18 protein-coding genes are annotated in these 19,551 nt (G+C 65.5%); 15 read left to right on the forward strand and 3 right to left on the reverse strand.

Features of this window, described 5'->3' with window-relative positions; genetic code table 11:
- Positions 1–30: 30 nt before the first annotated feature.
- From YH64_RS16040 to YH64_RS16070, 7 genes are all read left to right on the forward strand, one after another.
- Positions 31–1,608, forward strand: a complete 1,578-nt coding sequence (locus tag YH64_RS16040) for an ABC transporter substrate-binding protein (protein WP_046805484.1) — start codon at positions 31–33, stop codon at positions 1,606–1,608.
- Between the two features lie 83 nt (positions 1,609–1,691).
- On the forward strand, positions 1,692–2,684 hold the full coding sequence (locus YH64_RS16045; protein ID WP_046805483.1) for an ABC transporter permease: 993 nt from the start codon (positions 1,692–1,694) through the stop codon (positions 2,682–2,684).
- Positions 2,674–3,627 carry an ABC transporter permease gene (locus tag YH64_RS16050; RefSeq protein WP_052946039.1) on the forward strand — a complete coding sequence of 318 codons (954 nt, stop codon included), beginning with the start codon at positions 2,674–2,676 and terminating at the stop codon, positions 3,625–3,627. The genes YH64_RS16045 and YH64_RS16050 overlap by 11 nt, the downstream gene beginning before the upstream one ends.
- Before the next feature lie 27 nt (positions 3,628–3,654).
- Positions 3,655–4,848, forward strand: coding sequence for an amidohydrolase family protein (locus YH64_RS16055; protein WP_046805482.1), 1,194 nt, complete (start codon positions 3,655–3,657; stop codon positions 4,846–4,848).
- Between the two features lie 20 nt (positions 4,849–4,868).
- Positions 4,869–6,365, forward strand: coding sequence for an amidohydrolase family protein (locus YH64_RS16060; RefSeq protein WP_255444516.1), 1,497 nt, complete (start codon positions 4,869–4,871; stop codon positions 6,363–6,365).
- Positions 6,362–7,381 (forward strand): ABC transporter ATP-binding protein, encoded by a 1,020-nt coding sequence (locus tag YH64_RS16065; protein ID WP_046805481.1) that lies wholly within the window; start codon positions 6,362–6,364, stop codon positions 7,379–7,381. The genes YH64_RS16060 and YH64_RS16065 overlap by 4 nt, the downstream gene beginning before the upstream one ends.
- Complete coding sequence (locus YH64_RS16070; protein WP_046805480.1) at positions 7,371–8,369, forward strand: ABC transporter ATP-binding protein; 999 nt, start codon at positions 7,371–7,373, stop codon at positions 8,367–8,369. Before YH64_RS16065 ends, YH64_RS16070 begins: the two co-directional genes overlap by 11 nt.
- A gap of 61 nt (positions 8,370–8,430) precedes the next feature.
- On the opposite strand, the gene YH64_RS16075 is transcribed toward YH64_RS16070, so the two are convergent.
- The 3 genes from YH64_RS16075 to YH64_RS16085 form a co-directional block, all read right to left on the reverse strand.
- Entirely contained in the window at positions 8,431–9,708 is a 1,278-nt protein-coding gene (locus tag YH64_RS16075; RefSeq protein ID WP_046805479.1) for a TRAP transporter large permease, read from the reverse strand.
- A gap of 35 nt (positions 9,709–9,743) precedes the next feature.
- Positions 9,744–10,244, reverse strand: coding sequence for a TRAP transporter small permease (locus tag YH64_RS16080; protein WP_046805550.1), 501 nt, complete (start codon positions 10,242–10,244; stop codon positions 9,744–9,746).
- Positions 10,245–10,347: 103 nt separating this feature from the next.
- On the reverse strand, positions 10,348–11,322 hold the full coding sequence (locus YH64_RS16085; RefSeq protein ID WP_046805478.1) for a TRAP transporter substrate-binding protein: 975 nt from the start codon (positions 11,320–11,322) through the stop codon (positions 10,348–10,350).
- A 101-nt stretch (positions 11,323–11,423) separates the two neighbouring features.
- Here YH64_RS16085 and YH64_RS16090 point away from each other — a divergent pair, with 101 nt between their 5' ends.
- From YH64_RS16090 to YH64_RS16125, 8 genes are all read left to right on the forward strand, one after another.
- A complete protein-coding gene (locus YH64_RS16090; RefSeq protein ID WP_082134515.1) occupies positions 11,424–13,955 on the forward strand; it encodes an ABC transporter permease in 2,532 nt (843 codons plus the stop codon).
- Positions 13,955–14,377, forward strand: a complete 423-nt coding sequence (locus YH64_RS16095) for a group II truncated hemoglobin (RefSeq protein WP_082134514.1) — start codon at positions 13,955–13,957, stop codon at positions 14,375–14,377. Before YH64_RS16090 ends, YH64_RS16095 begins: the two co-directional genes overlap by 1 nt.
- The gene (locus tag YH64_RS16100) at positions 14,367–15,098 is read left to right on the forward strand and encodes a 3-deoxy-D-manno-octulosonic acid kinase (protein WP_046805476.1); all 732 of its coding nucleotides are present in this window, start codon (positions 14,367–14,369) and stop codon (positions 15,096–15,098) included. Before YH64_RS16095 ends, YH64_RS16100 begins: the two co-directional genes overlap by 11 nt.
- Before the next feature lie 139 nt (positions 15,099–15,237).
- On the forward strand, positions 15,238–16,341 hold the full coding sequence (locus YH64_RS16105; protein WP_046805475.1) for a polyamine ABC transporter substrate-binding protein: 1,104 nt from the start codon (positions 15,238–15,240) through the stop codon (positions 16,339–16,341).
- 3 nt (positions 16,342–16,344) lie between these two features.
- On the forward strand, positions 16,345–17,472 hold the full coding sequence (locus YH64_RS16110) for an ABC transporter ATP-binding protein (protein ID WP_046805474.1): 1,128 nt from the start codon (positions 16,345–16,347) through the stop codon (positions 17,470–17,472).
- On the forward strand, positions 17,469–18,389 hold the full coding sequence (locus tag YH64_RS16115; protein WP_046805473.1) for an ABC transporter permease subunit: 921 nt from the start codon (positions 17,469–17,471) through the stop codon (positions 18,387–18,389). The genes YH64_RS16110 and YH64_RS16115 overlap by 4 nt, the downstream gene beginning before the upstream one ends.
- The gene (locus YH64_RS16120; RefSeq protein WP_046805472.1) at positions 18,386–19,195 is read left to right on the forward strand and encodes an ABC transporter permease subunit; all 810 of its coding nucleotides are present in this window, start codon (positions 18,386–18,388) and stop codon (positions 19,193–19,195) included. The genes YH64_RS16115 and YH64_RS16120 overlap by 4 nt, the downstream gene beginning before the upstream one ends.
- A complete protein-coding gene (locus tag YH64_RS16125) occupies positions 19,192–19,548 on the forward strand; it encodes a Spx/MgsR family RNA polymerase-binding regulatory protein (RefSeq protein WP_046805471.1) in 357 nt (118 codons plus the stop codon). Before YH64_RS16120 ends, YH64_RS16125 begins: the two co-directional genes overlap by 4 nt.
- Positions 19,549–19,551: the final 3 nt, after the last annotated feature.

Below are 19,551 nucleotides of genomic sequence, written 5' to 3' on the forward strand. Positions count from 1 at the left end.
CAACCCGATAGACAAGGGAGAGTTGCAGCCATGAAGACGTTGCTTAAATGGACCGCCGGCGCGGTGATCGCGCTGTCGGCCATCACGGGGGCTTCGGCCGCCAACACGCTTAAGTGGGGCGCCGCGCGCGACCTGGATTCGCTGGACCCGTATTCCTACGGCAGCACCTTCAACCTGGCTTTCCTGAACCATGTGTACGAAGCGTTGATCCGCTACGACGACAAGTTCAACATCACGCCCGCGCTGGCCGAATCCTGGGAATCCGTGTCGCCCACGGTGCTGCGCTTCAAGCTGCGCCCGGGGGTCAAGTTCCACAACGGCGCGCCCTTTTCGGCGGACGACGTCGTGGCGTCGATGACGCGCGTGTCGGACGAGGCCTCGCCGCTAAAGGGCAACCTGCCGGCGTTCAAGGCCGTGCGCCGTGTAGACGACCTGACCGTCGACATCGAAATGACGCATCCGTACCCGCTGATGCTCAACGACCTGACCAATATCTTCATCTTCAACCGCCAATGGCTGGTCGATAACAACAGCACGCGTCCGACCGACGCCGCCAAGAAGATCGAAGGCTATGCCACGCACAACGCCAACGGCACCGGCCCCTTCAAGGTGGAGTCATACCGGCCCGATACCCGCACCGTGCTGGTCGTGAACAAAGACTGGTGGGACAAGCCCCGCCACAATCTGGACCGCATCGAATTCACGCCCATCGCGTCGGCGCCCACGCGCGTGGCCGCGCTGCTTTCCGGCGACATCAACTTCACCGAAAACGCGCCGCTGCAAGACCTGGACCGCCTGCGCGCCGCGTCCAACGTGAAGGTGCTGGCGGCGACGGAATTGCGCACGCTGTACTTCGGCATGAACCTGGGCGACAAGCTGGTCGGCTCGAACATCACCGACAAGAACCCGCTGAAAGACCTGCGCGTGCGCCAGGCGCTGTACATGGCGCTGTCGCCCGATCTGCTGCAAAAGCGCGTCATGCGCGGCCTGTCGCGCACCACCGGGGCGCTGGTGGCCCCGTCCATTCCCGGCTACGACATCAAGCAGGAAGAGCGCCTGCCGTTCGATGCGGCCAAGGCCAAGAAGTTGTTGGCCGATGCCGGCTACCCCGACGGCTTCACCTTGTCGCTGCTGTGTTCGAACGACATGTTCGTGAACGAAGAAGAACTGTGTCAGGCCGCCGCGTCGATGTGGGCGCGTATTGGCGTCAAGGCGTCGCTGGCCAGCGGACCGCGGTCGTTGCAGAACCCCAAGCGCTCGCGTGGCGAGTTCGACATCACCATCCACGGCTGGGCCAACGAGCCGCAGATCGATGCGCTGTCGATCCTGCTGCAAGTGATGCATAGCCGCACCGGCCCGGCGGGCGTCTTCAACTGGGGGCAGTGGGGCGACCCGGCATTGGACGCGAAGATCGACGCGGCCGCCGCCGAGATGGACCGCGACAAGCGCATCAAGATGATGGCCGAAGTGTTGCAGACGCTGCATGACGATGTGCGCTTCCTGCCGCTGCACCAGCAGCCCATGGCCTGGACCGTGGGCGACAAGGTGGGCGACGTGCTGCAAATGCCGGACAACAAGGCGCGGCTGTGGACGGTGCGCATGCAGTAGCACGCGCGGTTCATGCGACCGCCGCGCCCCGGTCGAGGGCGGCGGTTGCAACAGTCCGACATCGGGTCTGAAGGAGGCCGCACATGCTGGCATTCATTGTTAGACGGGTCTTTAACGCAGTCGGCGTGATGCTGGCGGTGGCGTTGCTGGCCTTCGTGATATTTCGTTTTGTCGGCGATCCCGTCGACATGATGCTTAACGAGCAGGCTTCGCAAACCCAGCGCGACGAGCTGCGCGAACGCCTGGGCTTGAACGCGTCGGTGGGCATGCAGTTCGTGCACTTCGTCACTAACGCCGCGCAGGGCGAATTCGGCATTTCTTACCGCAACCAGCAAGACGTGTTCGCGCTGGTGGCCGAACGTTTCCCGGCCACGTTCGAACTGGTGATGATGGCCACGCTGCTGTCGCTTGCGATCGGCGTGCCGCTGGGCGTGCTGACGGCCATCTATCGCAAGTCACGCATGGCGCAGGCCTTGCAGTTCGTGTCCATCCTGGGTATCTCGTTGCCCAGCTTCGTCGTCGGCATCATGCTGATCCTGATTTTTTCGGTGCAGCTGGGCTGGCTGCCGGGCTTCGGGCGGGGCGACACGGTGAAGATCGGCGGGTGGTCAACGGGCTTGTTGACGCCATCCGGCCGCGCCGCGCTGGTGCTGCCGTCGATCACCCTGGCGCTGTTCCAGATCACATTGATCATGCGGCTGGTGCGTGCCGAAATGCTGGAGACGCTGCGCACGGAATTCATCAAGTTCGCGCGCGCTCGCGGGCTGCCGGATCGCATCGTGCATTTTCGGCTGGCGCTGCGCAACTGCCTGATGCCGGTCATTACCGTGACGGGCATGCAGATCGGCAACCTGATCGCCTTCGCGTTGATTACCGAAACCGTGTTCCAGTGGCCGGGCATGGGCTTGCTGTTCATCCAATCGGTCATGTTCGTGGACATTCCCGTCATGGCCGCCTATCTGGTGATCGTGTCCTTCATCTTCGTGGCGCTGAACACGTTGGTGGACATGATGTACGGCGTGGTCGATCCGCGCCTGCGCAGCCAGCACGTCAAAGGAGGCGCCAGTGGCCACTAAACCTTTCTCTACGCCGTATTCGGGCGGTGCGCGCAGCCGGCTGTCACGCTTCTTGCAAAGCGATTTGTGGTGGAGCCTGCGGCACGATTATGTGGCAATGGGCGCGGGCATCGTGTTGTTGGTGGTGGTGTTGCTGGCGGTGTTCGCGCCGTGGATCGCGCCGCAAAATCCTTATGACCTGGCGCAGCTGGATCTGTTGAACGCCGAGCTGCCGCCGTTCTGGGTGGAAGGCGCCGACCCGCAGTTCCTGTTGGGCACCGACACGCAGGGCCGCGATGTGTGGTCGGCCATTCTGTATGGCTCGCGCATGTCGCTGGCGATCGGGCTGGCCACGGTGGTGCTGTCGCTGGCCATCGGCTTGCTGGTGGGCCTGGCGGCGGGCTATTTCGGCGGTTGGGTCGACAACGCCTTGATGCGCGTGGGCGACACGCTGCTCAGTATCCCCACCATTCTGGTCGCCATTCTGGTGACCGCGGTGTTCCGCCAACTGCTGCCGCCGGGCCTGCGCGAAACCTTGTCCGCCGTGATCCTCATCCTGGCCATCTCCATGACCAACTGGGTGCAGTACGCGCGCACGGTGCGGGCGTCGGCGCTGGTCGAGCGTGGCAAGGAATATGTGCAGGCGGCGCGGCTGATCCGGGTCAGTTCGCTGCGCATCATGCTGACGCACATCCTGCCCAACACGCTGACCCCCGTCATGGTGACGGCCACGCTGAACCTGGGGCTGGCCGTGCTGATCGAGGCCACGCTCAGCTTCCTGGGCGTGGGCATGCCGCCCACCGAACCGTCGCTGGGCACGCTGATCCGGCTGGGCAACCAGTTCCTGTTTTCGGGGCAGTGGTGGGTGGTGGTGTTCCCCGCGCTGTATCTGAGCCTGATCGTGCTGGTGGTGAACCTGCTGGGCGATTGGCTGCGCGACGCGCTCAATCCCCGTCTGCGCTGACGGCGCAATCTTCAATAGAGGTCAAGCATGGAAAACGCAACGCTGTACACCCACGTCCGCCCGGCGGGTGGCGAGATCACCACGGTGCTTGTCAAGGACGGCCGCATCCACGCGTTGGGGGCCGAGGTGCCCTCAGGCGTGCCGGTGGTGGACGGGGGCGGTGCGCTGATGCTGCCGGGGCTGATCGACGCCCACGCGCATCTGGACAAGACGATGTACGGCATGCCCTGGTATCGCAACGAGGTCGGCCCGCGCCTGATCGACAAGATCGAGAACGAGCGCGCTGAAAAGAAGCGCCTGGGCATCGACCCGTATCGGCAATCGGCGCGGCAGCTGGTGATGTCGATTGCCGACGGCACGAGCCACATCCGCAGCCATGTGGACGTGGACACCGACATCGGCCTGGGCGCGATCGAAGGCGTGATGCGCGCGCGCGAGGAGTACCGCGACCAGATCGACGTGGAACTGGTGGCCTTTCCGCAAAGCGGACTGCTGATCCGTCCCGGCACGCTGGCGCTGATGGACGAGGCGCTGCGCATGGGCGCGGAGGTGGTGGGCGGGCTGGACCCGGCGGGCATGGACCGCGATCCCAAGGGGCATCTGGATGCCATCTTCGGGCTGGCCGACAAGCACGGCAAGCCAATCGATATCCACCTGCACGAGGCCGGCGAGCTGGGCGCGTTTTCAATGCAGATGACGATCGACCGCGTGTTGGCGCTGGGCATGCAGGGCAAAGTGACCTTGTCGCATTCGTTCTGCCTGGGCATGCCGGACACGCAGGCGGTGCAAGCGCTGACGGACGGGCTGCTGGCCGCCGGCATTCACATCATGACCACCGGGTCCGCGTCGCGGCCGGTGCCCAATGTGGCGCGGCTGCGCCAGGCCGGCGTCACCGTCTGCACCGGCAACGACGGCATGCGCGATACCTGGGGCCCGTACGGCAAGCCCGACATGCTGGAGCGCACCATGCTGGTGGGCCTGCGCAACAACTTCCGGCGCGACGACGAACTGGCGATGGCGCTGGACGTAGCCACCTATGGCAATGCGCGCGTGATGCAGTTGCAGGACTATGGCCTGGCGCCGGGCTGCCATGCCGACTTTGTGCTGGTCGATGCCGAGACCGTGGCCGAGGCCATCGTGGCCCGGCCCGTACGCAAGCTGGTCGTCAAGCGCGGCCACGTGGTGGCGCGCGACGGGCGTGCCTTGGCGAGCGCGCCGTGATGTCCGCGATGATGTCCGCGATGATGCCCAACAGGGAAGGCCCCATCCTCTTGACCGCGCGCTGGGTGGTCGGCCATGAAAACGGCCGCCATTGCCTCTACGAGAACGGCGAAGTCGTGTTCGATGGCGACCGCATCGTCTACGTCGGCCATCGCTATCCGGGCAGCGTTGCGCGCCGCCATGACTACGGCCGCGCGGTGATCGGCCCCGGCTTCGTGGACCTGGATGCCTTGTCGGACCTGGACACGACCATCCTGGGTTTCGACAATTCACCCGCCTGGCGCAAGGGCCGCATCTGGCCCGAGACGTACATGGAAAAGGGGCCGTACGAGATGTACACGCCCGCCGAACTGGCCTTTCAGAAACGCTACGCGTTTGCGCAGCTGATCCGCAACGGCATCACCACCGCCTTGCCGATTGCGTCGCTGTTCTACCGCGTGTGGGGCGAAACGCGCGACGAATTCCTGTCGGCCGCCAACGCGGCGGGCGAACTCGGCCTGCGCGTGTACCTGGGGCCGGCCTACCGCAGCGGGCACACCTATGTGGATGCCGACGGCAATATCCGCTGCCATTACGACGAGGCGCGCGGCATGGCGGGGCTGGCCGACGCCGTTGCGTTCTGCGATGAGATCGACGGACGTCACAACGGCCGGGTGCGCGCCATGCTGGCGCCGGACCGTATCGAAACCTGCACGCCGGACCTGCTGCGCGCATCGGCGCAAGCCGCGCAAGAACGCGATATTCCCATCCGGCTGCATTGCTGCCAGTCGCGCCTGGAATACGACCTGGTGCTGGAACAGCACGGCATGAGTCCGCCGGAATGGTTGCAAAGCCTGGGCTTCCTGTCGCCGCGCGCCTTGCTGCCGCATGGCACCTATGTATCCGGTTCGCGCCACATCCCGCGCCCCGGGAATGACCTGGACATCATCCGCGATGCGGGCGCCAGCATCGTGCACTGTCCGCTGGTGTCGGCGCGGCACGGCGCCACGCTGGAATCGTTTGCGCGTTATCGCAAGCTGGGCATCAACATCGGCATGGGCACCGACACGTGGCCGCCGGACATGGTGCAGAACATGCAGGTGGGCATGATGCTGTGCCGCGTGGCCGAAGGGTCCACCGAAGCCGTGCGCGCCGAAGACTACTACGACGCGGCCACCGTCGGCGGCGCGGACGCCTTGGGTCGGCCGGACCTGGGCCGCCTGGCCGTGGGCGCGAAGGCGGACATCGTCGTCTTCGATTTTTCGCATGACCGCAACGGCCAGATGATCGACCCGATCCAGACGCTGATGATCAGCGGCAGCGGCCGCGATGTGTCGCAAGTGATCATCGACGGGCGTTTCGTCATGGTGGACGGGCGCATTCCCGGCTTTGACGCGCGCCTGGCGCAAGAGCAGGCGCAGCGGCAATTCGACGGCCTGGTTGCGCGCTACCCCGACCGCACCTGGGGCCATCCCCCGGTGCAGCAGATTTTTTCTTCCAGCTATCCGCGTCCCACAAGGAGCAGGAGCCCGTCATGATGGCAATCGACCTTAACGCCGCGCCGGCCGGCGTGCCGACCTTGTCGGTGCGCGGCCTGTCGGTGGAATTTCCCACGCGCCACGGCACGCTGGTGGCCACGCGCGACATCAGCTTTGACATTCAGCCCGGCGAAATCCTCGGCATGGTGGGCGAGTCCGGCGCGGGCAAGTCCTTGACCGGCATGGCGGTGATCGGCCTGCTGGAGCCGCCCGGCCGCCTGGGCGCCGGAGAAATCCTGCTGGCGGGCAAGCGCATCGACAACCTGCCGGCCAAGGCGCGGCAACGTTTGCGTGGCAAAGAAATCGGCGCGATTTTTCAAGACCCGCTGACCAGCCTGCACCCGCTGTTCACGGTGGGTGACCAACTGATCGAAACCATCCGCCATCACGACAAGGTGTCCGCCCCGGCCGCCCGCGCCCGCGCGCTGGAGCTGCTGCTGGCGGTGGGCATTCCGGCGGCCGACAAGCGCATCGACCACTATCCGCACCAGTTCTCGGGCGGCATGCGCCAGCGCGTGGTGATCGCGCTGGCCCTGGCCGCGCGCCCCAAGCTCATCATCGCGGACGAACCCACCACCGCGCTTGACGTGTCGGTGCAGGCGCAGATCACGGCGCTGCTGCGCCGGCTGTGCCGCGAGCAGGGCACGGCTGTGCTGCTGGTTACGCACGACATGGGCGTGATTGCGGAAACCGCCGACCGCGTGGCGGTGATGTATGCCGGCCGCATCGTCGAGATCGGGCCGGTGCTGGACGTGCTGCGTCGGCCCGGGCACCCCTATACGCAAGGCTTGATGAACGCCATTCCGGGCCTGCGCCATCGAGCCGCCCGCTTGAACCAGATCGACGGCGCCATGCCGCGCCTGCACGCCATGCCCGATGGCTGTGCGTTTCACCCGCGTTGCGCGTCTGCCGGGCCGCGCTGTGCCCACACCCGGCCGCCCCTGGCCGCTTCGCCTTCGGGCGCTACCGTCAGCGCCTGCTGGCTGCACCAGGAAGGAGTGGCCCATGCCGCGTAACGATGATGTGCTGTTGCGGGCCGACGACCTTGCCTGCTGGTTCGACGTGTCGCCACCCTGGCTGGAACGCACGCTGTCGCGCCAGCCCATGCAGACGTTGAAGGCGGTGGATGGCGTGTCGCTGGCGGTGCCGCGCGGCACGACCCTGAGCATCGTTGGGGAATCGGGCTGCGGCAAATCCACCTTGGCCAAGCTGCTGGTCGGCTTGGTCGCGCCCACGCGCGGCACGCTGCAATACGGGCGCAACCGGGCGGGCGGCGTGCTGTATCCGCAAATGATTTTTCAGGATCCCTACGCCAGCCTGAATCCGCGCTGGCGCGTCGGCAACATCGTGGCTGAACCCATCATCACCCTGGGCCTGCGCCGCACGCCCGCCGACACGCGCCGCCGCGTGGACGAACTGCTGGAGCTGGTGGGCCTGTCCGCCAGTGACGCCAGCCGCTTTCCGCACGAGTTCTCGGGCGGGCAGCGCCAGCGCATTTCGATTGCACGGGCGCTGGCGACCCAGGCGGAATTCCTGGTGTGCGATGAGCCGACCTCGGCGCTGGACGTGTCGGTGCAGGCGCAAATCCTGAACCTGATGGGCGACCTGCAAAAGGAATTCGGCCTGACGTATGTGTTCATCAGCCACAACCTGTCGGTGGTGCGGCACGTGTCCGACAGCGTGGCGGTGATGTACCTGGGCAGAATCGTTGAGCAGGCGCCAGCCGATCAATTGTTCGAATCGCCGCGGCATCCCTACACGCGGATGCTGCTGGACACGATTCCCGACCTGGACGAGCCCCGCCGCGACCGTGAACCCATGGGTGGCGAGGTGCCCAACCCGATCCGGCCGCCGTCGGGCTGTACGTTTCATCCGCGATGCCCGGAGGCGCGCGATGAATGCCGCAGCGAAGCGCCGCAGGTCACGCAAACGGGTGGCCGGCAAACCGGTGGCCGGCAATTGCGCTGCCACGCGGTGCGCTGGGAACGCGCGGTGGCGGCCTGAAGGACCCGCCCATCACGCACGCTGCGGTGATGGGCGGTGATGGCGGTAACCCCGCCTTTTTTTACTTCGCGTAGACCAGGTCGCGCAGACTCAGCGACAGGCCCGGCCAATACGTAATCACCAGCAAGCAGACGATCACCACGCCCACGAACGGAATCAGCGGTTTGACTATCCGCTCCAGCGGCAGCTTGGCCACCGCGCAGGCGGCGAACAGGTTCACGCCGAAGGGCGGGGTGATCATGCCCAGCGCCAGATTCACCACCATGATGATGCCGAAGTGCACCGGTTCCACGCCAAACTTCAGCGCCACGGGCAGCAGCAACGGGGCCAGCACGACGATGGACGCCGACGTTTCGATGAACATCCCGATCAGGAACAGCGCGGCATTCACGCCCATCAGGAACGAGAACTTGGTTTCGAAGATCTGCGACAGCCACGTGCCCAGCGCATCCGGAATGCCGGCGCGATTGAGCAGGAAGCTGAAGACGCCCGCGTTGGCGATCACGAACATGATCACGGCCGTGGACACCACGGATTTGTGCAGCGTAACGGACAGCTGCTTGAAGCTCAGGCGGCGGTAAATGAACTTGCCGACCACCACCGCATACATCACGGCCACCACCGACGCTTCGGTCGGCGTGAACACGCCGCCGTAGATGCCGCCCAGGATGATGACGGGCATCATCAGCGCCAGCCAGGCGCTCTTGAACGCGGGCCACAGCGGCAGGCGGCCTTCGCCGTCGCGCTTGCCCAGGTTGTTGCGCTTGGCGTAGAACCACACGTAGAACATCAGCGCCAGGCCGATCAGGATGCCGGGCATCACGCCGGCAATGAACAGTTCGCCGGTGGATGTGTCGGTGGACACGGCGTACAGAATCATCGGGATCGACGGCGGAATGATCACGCCCAATTCGGCCGCGCTGGCTTGTAGCGACGCGGCAAACGGCGCCGGGTAGCCGTGCCGGACCATGGCGGGGATCAGGATGGCGCCCACGGCGAAGGTGGTCGCCACGCTGGAGCCGGCCACCGCCGCGAAGATCATGCAGGTCAGCACGCAGGTGCAGGCCAGGCCGCCCTGGATGCCGCCCACCACGCTCTTGGCAAATTCCACCATGCGCTCGGAAATGCCGCCGGCTTCCATCAGGTTGCCGGCCAGGATGAAGAAGGGAATGGCGACCAGCGGGTACTTGTCCAGCGCGGCGTACAGCTGCTGGGCAACCACCACCCAGGGCAGGCCGGAGCTGCCGACGCCCGCCAGGCTGGCCAGGCCGATCGACACGGCGACCGGTACGGACAGCCCGAAGAAGATCAGCATCGAGACAATCATTAATTGGGACATGGCGATATCTGCTGCGTAGGTTCGATGGGGGCGGCTTAGCCTTGTGCGTCGTTGCGCACGGGCACGTCGTCTTCTTCGCCGGCGCACCAGCGGGCCAGCACGGCGATGGCGGCCAGCGTGGCGCCCACGGGGATCGCCAGGTAGATCCAGGAAATCGAGATGTCCAGGCTGGGCACCGTCTGGAAGCGCACGCGGTAGGTCATGTTGCCGCCGATCCAGGCCAAAAAGCCCAGGAAGCTTGCGCAGATCAGGCCGATCACGGTTTCCAGCACGCGGCGCTTGGCGCCGCCCAGCAGGTTGCGCAGCAGTTCAACGCTGATCATCGCGCCATGGCGAAAGGCCAGCGCCACGCCCAGCAGCACGGTCCAGATCAGCAGGGCGCGGGTCAGCACCTCGCTCCAGTCGGCGGGCGAATGCAGGACGAAGCGGGCAATGACCTGGTAGAAGGCGGCAGCCGCGGCGGCTACCAGCAGAAGTTGGGCAAGAACCGAGACCAGCTTGAACAGGCCGCGGTCGAAAGCGCAGAGCAAACGCATGATGAATCCCGATGGCGTGATACGCACAGGGTGGAAAACGGCAGGCGGCGGGATCAGCATCCCGCCGCCTGATGGCGCCGCGCCCGCATGGGGCGCGCGCCGCTTACTTGGTGTCGCGGATCGCGTCGATCAGCTTCTTGTCGAACTTCTTGTAGTACTCGGGGTAGGCGGGCTCGACGGCGGCGGCAAAGGCGGCGCGGTCCACTTCGGACACTTGCATGCCTTCTTTCTTCAGCTGTTCAACGCCGGTTTTCTCGATGTTGTCCACGTAGGCGCGCATGGCCATGGCGGATTCCTTGCCGGCCTTGTCGAAGTTGGCCTTGTCGGCGGCCGACAGGCCGTCATAGACGTTGGCCGACATCAGCACCAGCGCCGGGCCGTACACGTGGCCGGTCAGCGACAGGTACTTCTGCATTTGCGACAGCTTGGCCGACGTGATGACCGACAACGGGTTTTCCTGGCCGTCGATGGTGCCTTGCTGCAAGGCGGTGGCCACTTCGGGCCAGGCCATGGGCGTGGGCAGGATGCCGATCTGGCGGAAAGCCGTGATGTGGATCGGGTTTTCCGTGGTACGGATCTTCAGGCCCTTGGCGTCGGCCGGGGTCTTGACCGGGCGCACGTTGTTGGTCAGATGACGAAAGCCCTGCTCGCCCCAGGCCAGGGCAATGATGCCGCGGCTGGGAAACTTGGCCAGCATGTCCTGGCCGATCTTGCTGTCCAGCACGGCGCGCGCGTGTTGCAGGTCGCGCAGCAGGAAGGGGATATCGAAAACCCCCGTCTCGGGAACAAAGTTCAGGGTGGCCCCGGTCGAAACGATGGCCAGGTCGATCGTGCCGATCTGCAAGCCTTCGATCACTTCGCGTTCGCCGCCCAGCGCGCTGTTGGCGAATTGCTGTACTTTGTATTTGCCGTTCGACGAGGCCTCGATGGACTTGGCCATGGCGTCGGCGCCCGCGCCGTAGTGCGACGAGGTCGACAGGGCGTAGGCCATCTTCAGGGTGGTCTGGGCTGCCGAGGGCAGGGAGGTGGCGGCCGCGCAGGCGGCCAGAATCGTGGCCGCAAGCCAGGATTTACGCATTGTCTTCTCCGGTATTAGGTATCTTTATGGGCGGCGTTGCCGCCCGCCCCGGGATGATATCGGGATTCGGACGGCCAATAAGCGGTTTTTAACATTGATGAATGATGGATTTCCCTGATATGTCACAGGCCAAGCGCCCCGGTTTCTGGTCCACCCTGCGCCTGGGCGCCAGGATGATGATGCGCGACGCCCGGGCGGGCGAACTGCGCTTGTTGGTGCTGGCCTTGGTGGTGGCCGTGGCCGCCGTGACCAGCGTGGGCTTTCTGGCCGACCGCGTCGGGCGGGCGCTGGAACGCGATGCGGGCCAGATGCTGGGCGCCGACCTGGTGCTGGACGCCGACGAGCCCGTGCCTGCCGCGTTTCTGGACCAGGCGCGCGAACGAGGCCTGACGCTGTCCAGCACCTGGCAGTTTCCGTCCATGGTGGGGGCGGGCGACGGCGCCCAGCTGGCCGCGCTCAAGGCCGTGGAACCCGGCTACCCGCTGCGCGGCGCGTTGCGCGTGGCCAACGCCCCGTTCGCGCCGGACGCGCCCACCCGCGACATCCCGCCCCAGGGCGCGGTGTGGGTCGATGCCCAGTTGCTGGCCCTGTTGAACCTGAAAGTGGGCGACACGCTGAACGTGGGCGACGCCCATCTGCGCGTGGACCGCGTCATCACGTACGAGCCGGACCGTGGCATGCAGTTCGTCAACGTGGCCCCGCGCGTGCTGCTGCGCGCCAGCGACCTGCCCGCCACGGGCCTGATCGCGCCCGGCAGCCGCATCGGCTACGCCATGCTGGTGGCCGGCCAGCCGGACGCCGTGGCCGGTTATGCCACCTGGCTGAACCAGAACATCAAGCGCGGCCAGAAAGTGGCCACGCTCGAATCGGGCCGGCCTGAAGTGCGCCGCACGCTGGACCGCGCGCAGCGCTTTCTGTCGCTGGTCGCCTTGCTGGCGGTGCTGATTTCGGCCGTGGCGGTCGCGCTGGCGGCCGGCCGCTACATGACGCGGCACCGCGACGGCATCGCCGTCATGCGCTGCCTGGGGGCGGTGCAATCGCAGGTCTCGCGCATGCTGACGCTGGAGTTTGCGCTGGTGGGCCTGTTTGCGTCGGCGGCGGGTTGCCTGCTGGGCTTTGCCGTGCACCAGGTGCTGGTGATGCTGCTGGGCTCATTGATCGACACGCGCCTGCCCGCGCCGTCCGCGATACCCGCGTTGCAAGGGGTGCTGACGGGCCTGTTGCTGTTGCTGGGTTTTGCCTTGCCCGCGCTGGCGCAGCTGCGCCATGTGCCGCCCGCCCGGGTGCTGCGCCGCGACGCGGACACGCTCAGCGCCCGCAGCGCGGTCGGCTACGCGGTGGGCGCGGTCGGCTTCGCCTTGCTGATCTGGTGGTTCGCGGGCGATGCAAAGCTGGGCACCGTGGTGGCCGGGGGCTTCCTGGGCGCCTTTGCCGTGTTCGCGCTGGTGGCCTGGCTGTGCATCCTGGGCCTGGCGCGTGTGCGCGGATTGGCCTCGGGCCTGCCCGCGCTGCGCTTTGCGCTGGCGGGCGTGGTGCGCCGTCGCGCCGCGACGATCACGCAGGTGTGCGCGCTGGCGGTGGGCCTGATGGCGCTGTTGCTCTTGACCATGACGCGCACCGACCTGATCCAGGGCTGGCAGCGCACGATGCCGGCGGATGCGCCCAATCGTTTCCTGATCAACGTGCAGCCCGACCAGCGCCAGCCCGTCACCGACGCGCTGACCCGCGAAGGGCTGGGCGGCATCACGCTGTCACCGATGGTGCGCGGGCGGCTGATCGCCATCAACGGCAAGCCGGTCGGCCCGGACGACTACGAAGAACCGCGCGCCAAGCGCCTGGTGGACCGCGAATTCAACCTGTCGTACGGCGACGAGATGCCGTCCTCCAACAAGATCGAGCAAGGCCGCTGGCTGAAGCCGGGTGCTTCCGAGGTCTCGCTGGAATCCGGCCTGGCCAAGTCGCTGGGCCTGAAACTGGGCGACAAGATGACCTTTGACGTGGCCGGCCAGCAGGTCCAAGCCGCCGTCACCAGCACCCGGCGCGTGGATTGGGATACGATGCGCGTCAACTTTTTCGCCATCCTGACCCCCTCGGCGCTGGCCGACATGCCCCAAAGCTGGATCACCTCTTTTTACCTGCCGCCCGACAAAGCGGCCGTGCTGCCCGCGCTGGTGCGCCAGTTTCCCAACCTGACCGTGTTCGACGTGGGCGCCATCCTGCAACAGCTGCAATCCGTGCTGAACGAAGTGGGCAAGGCCGTGCAACTGCTGTTCCTGTTCACGCTGGCCGCGGGCGTGCTGGTGCTGTCGGCCGCGCTGACGGCCACGCGCGACGAGCGCATGCGGGAAGCGGCGGTGCTGCGCGCGCTGGGCGCCACGCGCTCGCAACTGGCCCGGTCGCAGCGTATCGAGCTGTGGGCCGTGGGCGGCCTGGCCGGCCTGTTGGCGGCCGCGGGCGCCACCGCCATTGCCTGGGCGCTGTCGACCCAGGTGTTTGACTTCACCATTACCCTGAGCCTGTGGCCGTGGCTGGCCGGCATCGGGGCAGGCATGCTGGGCGCCTGGGCCGGCGGCGCCCTGGCCCTGCGCGGCGTGTTGCGCACGCCGCCGCTGGTCACCCTTCGAGAAACCTGATGACAACCCGAGTCCATACCATTAGCGAACCCGTGGAAAATTCCCGCAGTATCTTTGACCTTCTGGGTGGCGAACCCGGCGTGCGCGCGCTGGTCGACCGCTTCTATGACCTGATGGACATGGAGCCCGACCTGAAAGAACTGCGCGCCGCGCACGGCCCCAGCCTGGACGAGGCCCGCAACAAGCTGTTCTGGTTCCTCTGCGGCTACTTTGGTGGCCCCGACCATTACATCGAACGCTTCGGCCACCCCCGTTTGCGCGCGCGCCACCTGCCGTTTTCCATCGGCCAGGTCGAACGCGACCAGTGGGTGACGTGCATCGGGCGCGCCATGGAAGACCAGGGCATCGACCCCGCGCTGGTGGAGCGGCTGCTGGAATCGTTCTACGGCGTGGCTGACTGGATGCGCAATCGTGAAGGCTGAGGACGCACGCTCGGGCGCGGTGCGCCAGGCCTGGCCAGCGCCGCTGGCCGGCGCCATGCTGAGCGATGCGCGCCTGGGCAACGCCGGCCCCGACATCTTCAACCCCGGCCACTATGGCGACCGCGCCCGGCCCGTGGACGCGGGCGGCCGCCAGGCAGCCTGGTTCGTGCAAGGGCAGGGCTGGCAGGGCGTGTTGCGGCGCTACCGACGCGGCGGCATGATCGCCCGCATCAGCCGCGACGCCTACCTCTGGAACGGCGAAGACCGCACCCGCAGCTTCCGCGAATTCCGCCTGCTGGCCGCGATGCGCGCCCAGGGCCTGGCCGTGCCCGCGCCGCTTGCCGCCGCCTACTGGCGCCAGGGCCCCATCTACCGCGCGGCCATCATCGTGGAACGCATCCCCGGCGTGCGGCCCCTGGCCCATGCGCTGGCCGAGCCGCTGTGGGGCGCCGTCGGGCAGGCCATCGTGCGCATGCATCGCGCGGGCGTCTGGCACGCGGACCTCAATGCGTTCAACATCCTGATCGGCGCCGACAACCACGTCTGGCTGATCGACTTCGACCGTGGCACGCAGGGCGCCCTGTCCGAGCGCCAGCGCCAGGGCAACCTGGATCGCCTGCGCCGATCACTCGTCAAGGTGGCCGGCGAAGAGGGCGACCGCTACTGGATGAAATTGCGCGACAGCTACTGGACCGCCTGGGGCGTGGGCGTGCAGCCCTGACCCGGGGCTTGGCCCCGCCCGCGGTCGGCCGCTAATTGCGCGAACTCGCCGGTAAAGTTGGGCAGGTCATCGCTAAAAAGCTTTATCATTTCGCCTTTTGGTAGTCCTGACATACACGGCATACGGCAAGGGGCATGTAATGGAACTAAGGGCGGGAATGCGCTGGGCGCTTGGGGCGGTGTTGGTCGCGGCATCGGCATCGTCGGCGGTCGCGCAGAACAAGGTCGTCAACGTCTACAACTGGGCCGAGTACACGGCGCCGGACACGATTCCGGGTTTCGAAAAAGAAACCGGCATCAAGGTCCGCTATGACGTCTACGACAGCAACGACACGCTGCAAGCCAAGCTGCTTGCCGGCAAGTCCGGTTACGACGTCGTTGTACCGTCCACCCATTACGCCTCGCGCCAGATCGAGGCCGGGCTGTTCCAGAAGCTGGACAAGTCCAAGATCCCCAACTGGAAATACCTGGACCCCGAAGTGATGGCGCTGGTCGCCTCCGTCGATCCCGGCAACCAGTACGCCATTCCGTGGGGCTACGGCACCAATGGCCTGGGCTACAACGTCACCAAGGTCAAGCAGATCATGGGCGACAACGTCGACCTGGCCAACTGGGACATGATCTTCAAGCCCGAGAACGCCGCCAAGCTGAAAGAGTGCGGCATCTCGATGCTGGACGAAGCAGCGCAGGTGTTCCCCGCCGTGCTCAAGTACCTGGGCAAAGACCCCAACAGCACCAACGCGGACGACTACAAGGCCGCGCTGGACGTGCTCAAGCAGATCCGCCCGTACATCCGCCAGTTCAGTTCGTCGGGCTATATCGACGAACTTGCCGTGGGCGACCTGTGCATGGTCTACGGGTTTTCGGGCGACGTGATGATTTCCCGCAAGCGCGCGCAAGAAGCCAAGAAGTCGTATGAAGTGAACTACTTCATCCCCAAGGGCGGCGCGCCCGCGTGGTTCGACCTGATGGTCATCCCCAAGGATGCGCCGCATCCCGAAGAAGCCCTGGCGTTCATCAACTACATCGAAACGCCGAAGGTGCACGCCGCCATCACCAACACCATGTTCTACCCCAACGCCAATAAAGAGGCGCGGCAGTACGTGGTGAAAGACGTGGCCGAGAACCCCATGATCTATCCGCCGGCCGAGGTCTCCAAGACCTTGTATGTGATCAAGGCGCTGCCCTTGAACATTCAACGCCTGCAAAACCGGATGTGGTCCGAGCTGAAGTCTGGAAGATAAGTCATGAGCGATAGCCGTTACTCGGCGCCGCATACGGTGGACCCGGACGAATTCGTCCGGGTGTCCGATGTGGTCAAGATTTTTGGCGATGTGGTCGCCGTGCGTTCCGTCAACCTGTCCGTCAAGCGCAACGAGATCTTCGCGCTGCTGGGAAGCTCCGGCAGCGGCAAGTCGACCTTGCTGCGCATGCTGGCCGGTTTCGAGGACGCCACCTCGGGTCAGATCCTGCTGGACGGCGAGGACATCACCAGCGTGCCGCCTTACCGCCGGCCCGTGAACATGATGTTCCAGTCGTACGCGTTGTTCCCGCACATGACGGTCGAGGCCAACGTGGCGTTCGGACTGAAGCAGGAAGGCGTGGACCGCGCCGAAATCCACGACCGCGTCTTCGAAGCGCTGGATCTGGTCCAGATGGCCGGCTATTCGCGCCGCAAGCCGCACCAGCTGTCCGGCGGCCAGCAGCAGCGCGTGGCGCTGGCGCGCAGTCTGGTCAAGCGCCCCAAGCTGTTGTTGCTGGACGAACCGATGTCCGCGCTGGACAAGCAGATTCGCCAGAAGACGCAGATTGAACTGGTAAAGATCCTTGAGCAGGTGGGCGTGACCTGCATCATGGTCACGCACGACCAGGAAGAAGCCATGACCATGGCGCATCGCCTGGCCGTCATGACCGAAGGCCAGATCGTCCAGTGCGGCACGCCGCAGGATGTCTACGCCTTTCCGAATTCGCGATTCGTGGCCAGCTTCATCGGGTCGACCAATATGTTCACCGGCACCATCGTGGTGGACGAACCCGACCACGTCGCCATCGAATGCGCCGAGCTGACGCGGCCGCTCTTCGTGAACCACGGCGTCAGCGAACCGCTGGGCATGGAAGTGCACGTGTCCATCCGGCCCGAGCGCCTGCTGGTCTCGCGCGACCAACCCGACGGCGAATACAACTGGGCCCACGGCATGGTCAGCCACATGGCCTGGATGGGCAGCTACGCGCTGTATCAGATCCGGCTGGATTCCGGCAAGACGGTTGAGGCCAGCGTGCCCAGCCTGCTGCTGGCACAGATGGACGCCCCGGGCATCGACGAAGAAATCTTCGTCAGCTGGGGCGCCGACAGCGCGACGGTGCTGGCGTCATGATTCGTTTTTCGCCCCGCGACTGGTTGCCGTCGGGCCGGGCGCTGGCGGTGGTGCCGCCGTTCACCTGGCTGGTGCTGTTCCTGCTGCTGCCCTTCCTGCTGGTATTGAAGATCAGCTTTGCCGAAGTCAAATTCGGTATTCCGCCGTATACGTCGCTGGCTGAATTCCAGGATGAAGCCGTGCAGTTCAGCCTGCACCTGCGCGGCTACATCCTGTTGTTCACCGACAGCCTGTATTTCAAGACCTACCTCAGCTCGGTGAAGATCGCCGGCATCACCACGCTGATCTGCGTGCTGATCGGCTACCCCATCGCCTATTACATCGCGCGCTCTTCGCCGCGCGTGCGCAACCTGCTGTTGCTGGGCGTGATCCTGCCGTTCTGGACGTCGCTGCTGCTGCGCGTTTACGCCTGGGTCGGCATCCTGCGCAACGACGGGCTGTTGAACAACCTGCTGCAAAGCCTGGGCATCATTTCCAGCCCGCTGGAAATCTATCGCACCGACGTGGCGGTGTATATCGGCATGGTCTATGCGTATCTGCCGTTCTTCATCCTGCCGCTGTACGCCACGCTGGTGAAGATGGACCTGCGCCTGCTCGAAGCCGCTTACGACCTGGGCGCCAAGCCGTGGCAGGCGTTCTGGCAAATCACCGTGCCGCTGTCGCGCCAGGGTGTGATCGCCGGGGCCATGCTGGTGTTCATTCCGGCGGTGGGCGAATACGTCATTCCTGAAATGCTGGGTGGCGCCAATACGCTGATGATGGGCCGCGTCATGTGGAACGAATTCTTCAACAACGCCGATTGGCCGATGGCGTCCGCGGTGACCTGCGTGATGGTGTTGCTCTTGCTCGTGCCGCTGGTCGTCTTCCAGTACAACCAGGTCAAGCAGCAGGAACTGGCCAACGGAGGCCGCAAATGAAGGGCCCCAACAAAACGTTGCGCGCCGTGGTGCTGGGGCTGGGATATTTCTTCCTGTACGTGCCCATCATCAGCCTGATGGTGTTCTCGTTCAACGAGTCGCCCACCGTCACGTCGTGGGCAGGCTTTTCTTTCCGCTGGTATCACGCGCTGGCCAATGACGATGCGCTGCTGCGCGCGGCGTGGCTGTCGTTTCGCATCGCCGCGATGACGGCCACCGCCGCCGTCATCATCGGTACGTGGGCCGGCTACGTGCTGGGCCGCATGGGGCGGTTTCGCGGCTTTGCGCTGTACGTGGGCATGTTGAGCGCGCCGCTTGTCATACCCGAAGTCGTGCTGGGCATTTCGCTGCTGCTGATGTTCGTGGAGCTGCGCGGCAGCCTGGGATGGCCGTCGGAAAACGGCGTGTTCACCATCTGGGTCGGACATGTGACGCTGTGCATGGCGTTCGTGGCCGTGGTCATCCAGACCCGTATTCGCGACCTGGACCGTTCGTTGGAAGAGGCCGCGCTGGATCTTGGCGCCACCCCCATCACCGTGTTTTTCAAGATCACGCTGCCCTTGATCGCACCGGCGTTGGCGTCGGCCTGGCTGCTGTCTTTCACGCTGTCGCTGGACGACGTGGTGCTGGCCTCGTTCCTGTCCGGCCCCAGTTCCAGCACGCTGCCGATGGAAGTGTTTTCGCGGGTGCGGCTGGGGCTCAAGCCCGAGATCAACGCGCTGGCCACCTTGTTCATCCTGGCCGTGGGCACGTGCGTGATCCTGGCCAACCGCCTGCAATGGCGCAAGGAGTCTGAATCCAAATGAAGCAAACCACCCTGTATGGCCTGACCAAGTGCAGCACCTGCGTCAAGGCGCGCGACTGGCTGTCCGAACATGGCGTTGACCATGCCTTTGTCGACTACCGGGACAACCCCGTGGATGCGGCCACGCTGAAATCGTGGTCCGACCAGGTCGGCGGCTGGGAAAAGCTGGTCAACCGTTCGTCGATGACGTGGCGCAACTTGCCGGAAGACCGCAAGTCGGCCCATACCGACAAGCAGTGGAGCGACCTGATCGCCGAATACCCGGCGCTGGTGCGCCGCCCCGTCACCGTGACACCCGACGGCGAAGTCACCGTGGGCTTCAGCGAAAAGCGCTACGGCGAGCGCTTCGCCTGACGC

Origin of the sequence: Achromobacter sp. LC458, assembly GCF_001005835.2 — a bacterium.
Lineage (GTDB): Bacteria > Pseudomonadota > Gammaproteobacteria > Burkholderiales > Burkholderiaceae_B > Achromobacter > Achromobacter spanius_B.

Coding starts and splice junctions, on each gene's coding strand:
- YH64_RS16075 (WP_046805479.1), bottom strand. CDS start 9,708: ATGTCCCAATTAATGATTGTCTCGATGCTGATCTTCTTCGGGCTGTCC.
- YH64_RS16065 (WP_046805481.1), top strand. CDS start 6,362: ATGATGGCAATCGACCTTAACGCCGCGCCGGCCGGCGTGCCGACCTTG.
- YH64_RS16040 (WP_046805484.1), top strand. CDS start 31: ATGAAGACGTTGCTTAAATGGACCGCCGGCGCGGTGATCGCGCTGTCG.
- YH64_RS16090 (WP_082134515.1), top strand. CDS start 11,424: ATGATGGATTTCCCTGATATGTCACAGGCCAAGCGCCCCGGTTTCTGG.
- YH64_RS16080 (WP_046805550.1), bottom strand. CDS start 10,244: ATGCGTTTGCTCTGCGCTTTCGACCGCGGCCTGTTCAAGCTGGTCTCG.
- YH64_RS16120 (WP_046805472.1), top strand. CDS start 18,386: ATGAAGGGCCCCAACAAAACGTTGCGCGCCGTGGTGCTGGGGCTGGGA.
- YH64_RS16095 (WP_082134514.1), top strand. CDS start 13,955: ATGACAACCCGAGTCCATACCATTAGCGAACCCGTGGAAAATTCCCGC.
- YH64_RS16110 (WP_046805474.1), top strand. CDS start 16,345: ATGAGCGATAGCCGTTACTCGGCGCCGCATACGGTGGACCCGGACGAA.
- YH64_RS16105 (WP_046805475.1), top strand. CDS start 15,238: ATGGAACTAAGGGCGGGAATGCGCTGGGCGCTTGGGGCGGTGTTGGTC.
- YH64_RS16070 (WP_046805480.1), top strand. CDS start 7,371: ATGCCGCGTAACGATGATGTGCTGTTGCGGGCCGACGACCTTGCCTGC.
- YH64_RS16045 (WP_046805483.1), top strand. CDS start 1,692: ATGCTGGCATTCATTGTTAGACGGGTCTTTAACGCAGTCGGCGTGATG.
- YH64_RS16125 (WP_046805471.1), top strand. CDS start 19,192: ATGAAGCAAACCACCCTGTATGGCCTGACCAAGTGCAGCACCTGCGTC.
- YH64_RS16060 (WP_255444516.1), top strand. CDS start 4,869: ATGATGCCCAACAGGGAAGGCCCCATCCTCTTGACCGCGCGCTGGGTG.
- YH64_RS16085 (WP_046805478.1), bottom strand. CDS start 11,322: ATGCGTAAATCCTGGCTTGCGGCCACGATTCTGGCCGCCTGCGCGGCC.
- YH64_RS16115 (WP_046805473.1), top strand. CDS start 17,469: ATGATTCGTTTTTCGCCCCGCGACTGGTTGCCGTCGGGCCGGGCGCTG.
- YH64_RS16055 (WP_046805482.1), top strand. CDS start 3,655: ATGGAAAACGCAACGCTGTACACCCACGTCCGCCCGGCGGGTGGCGAG.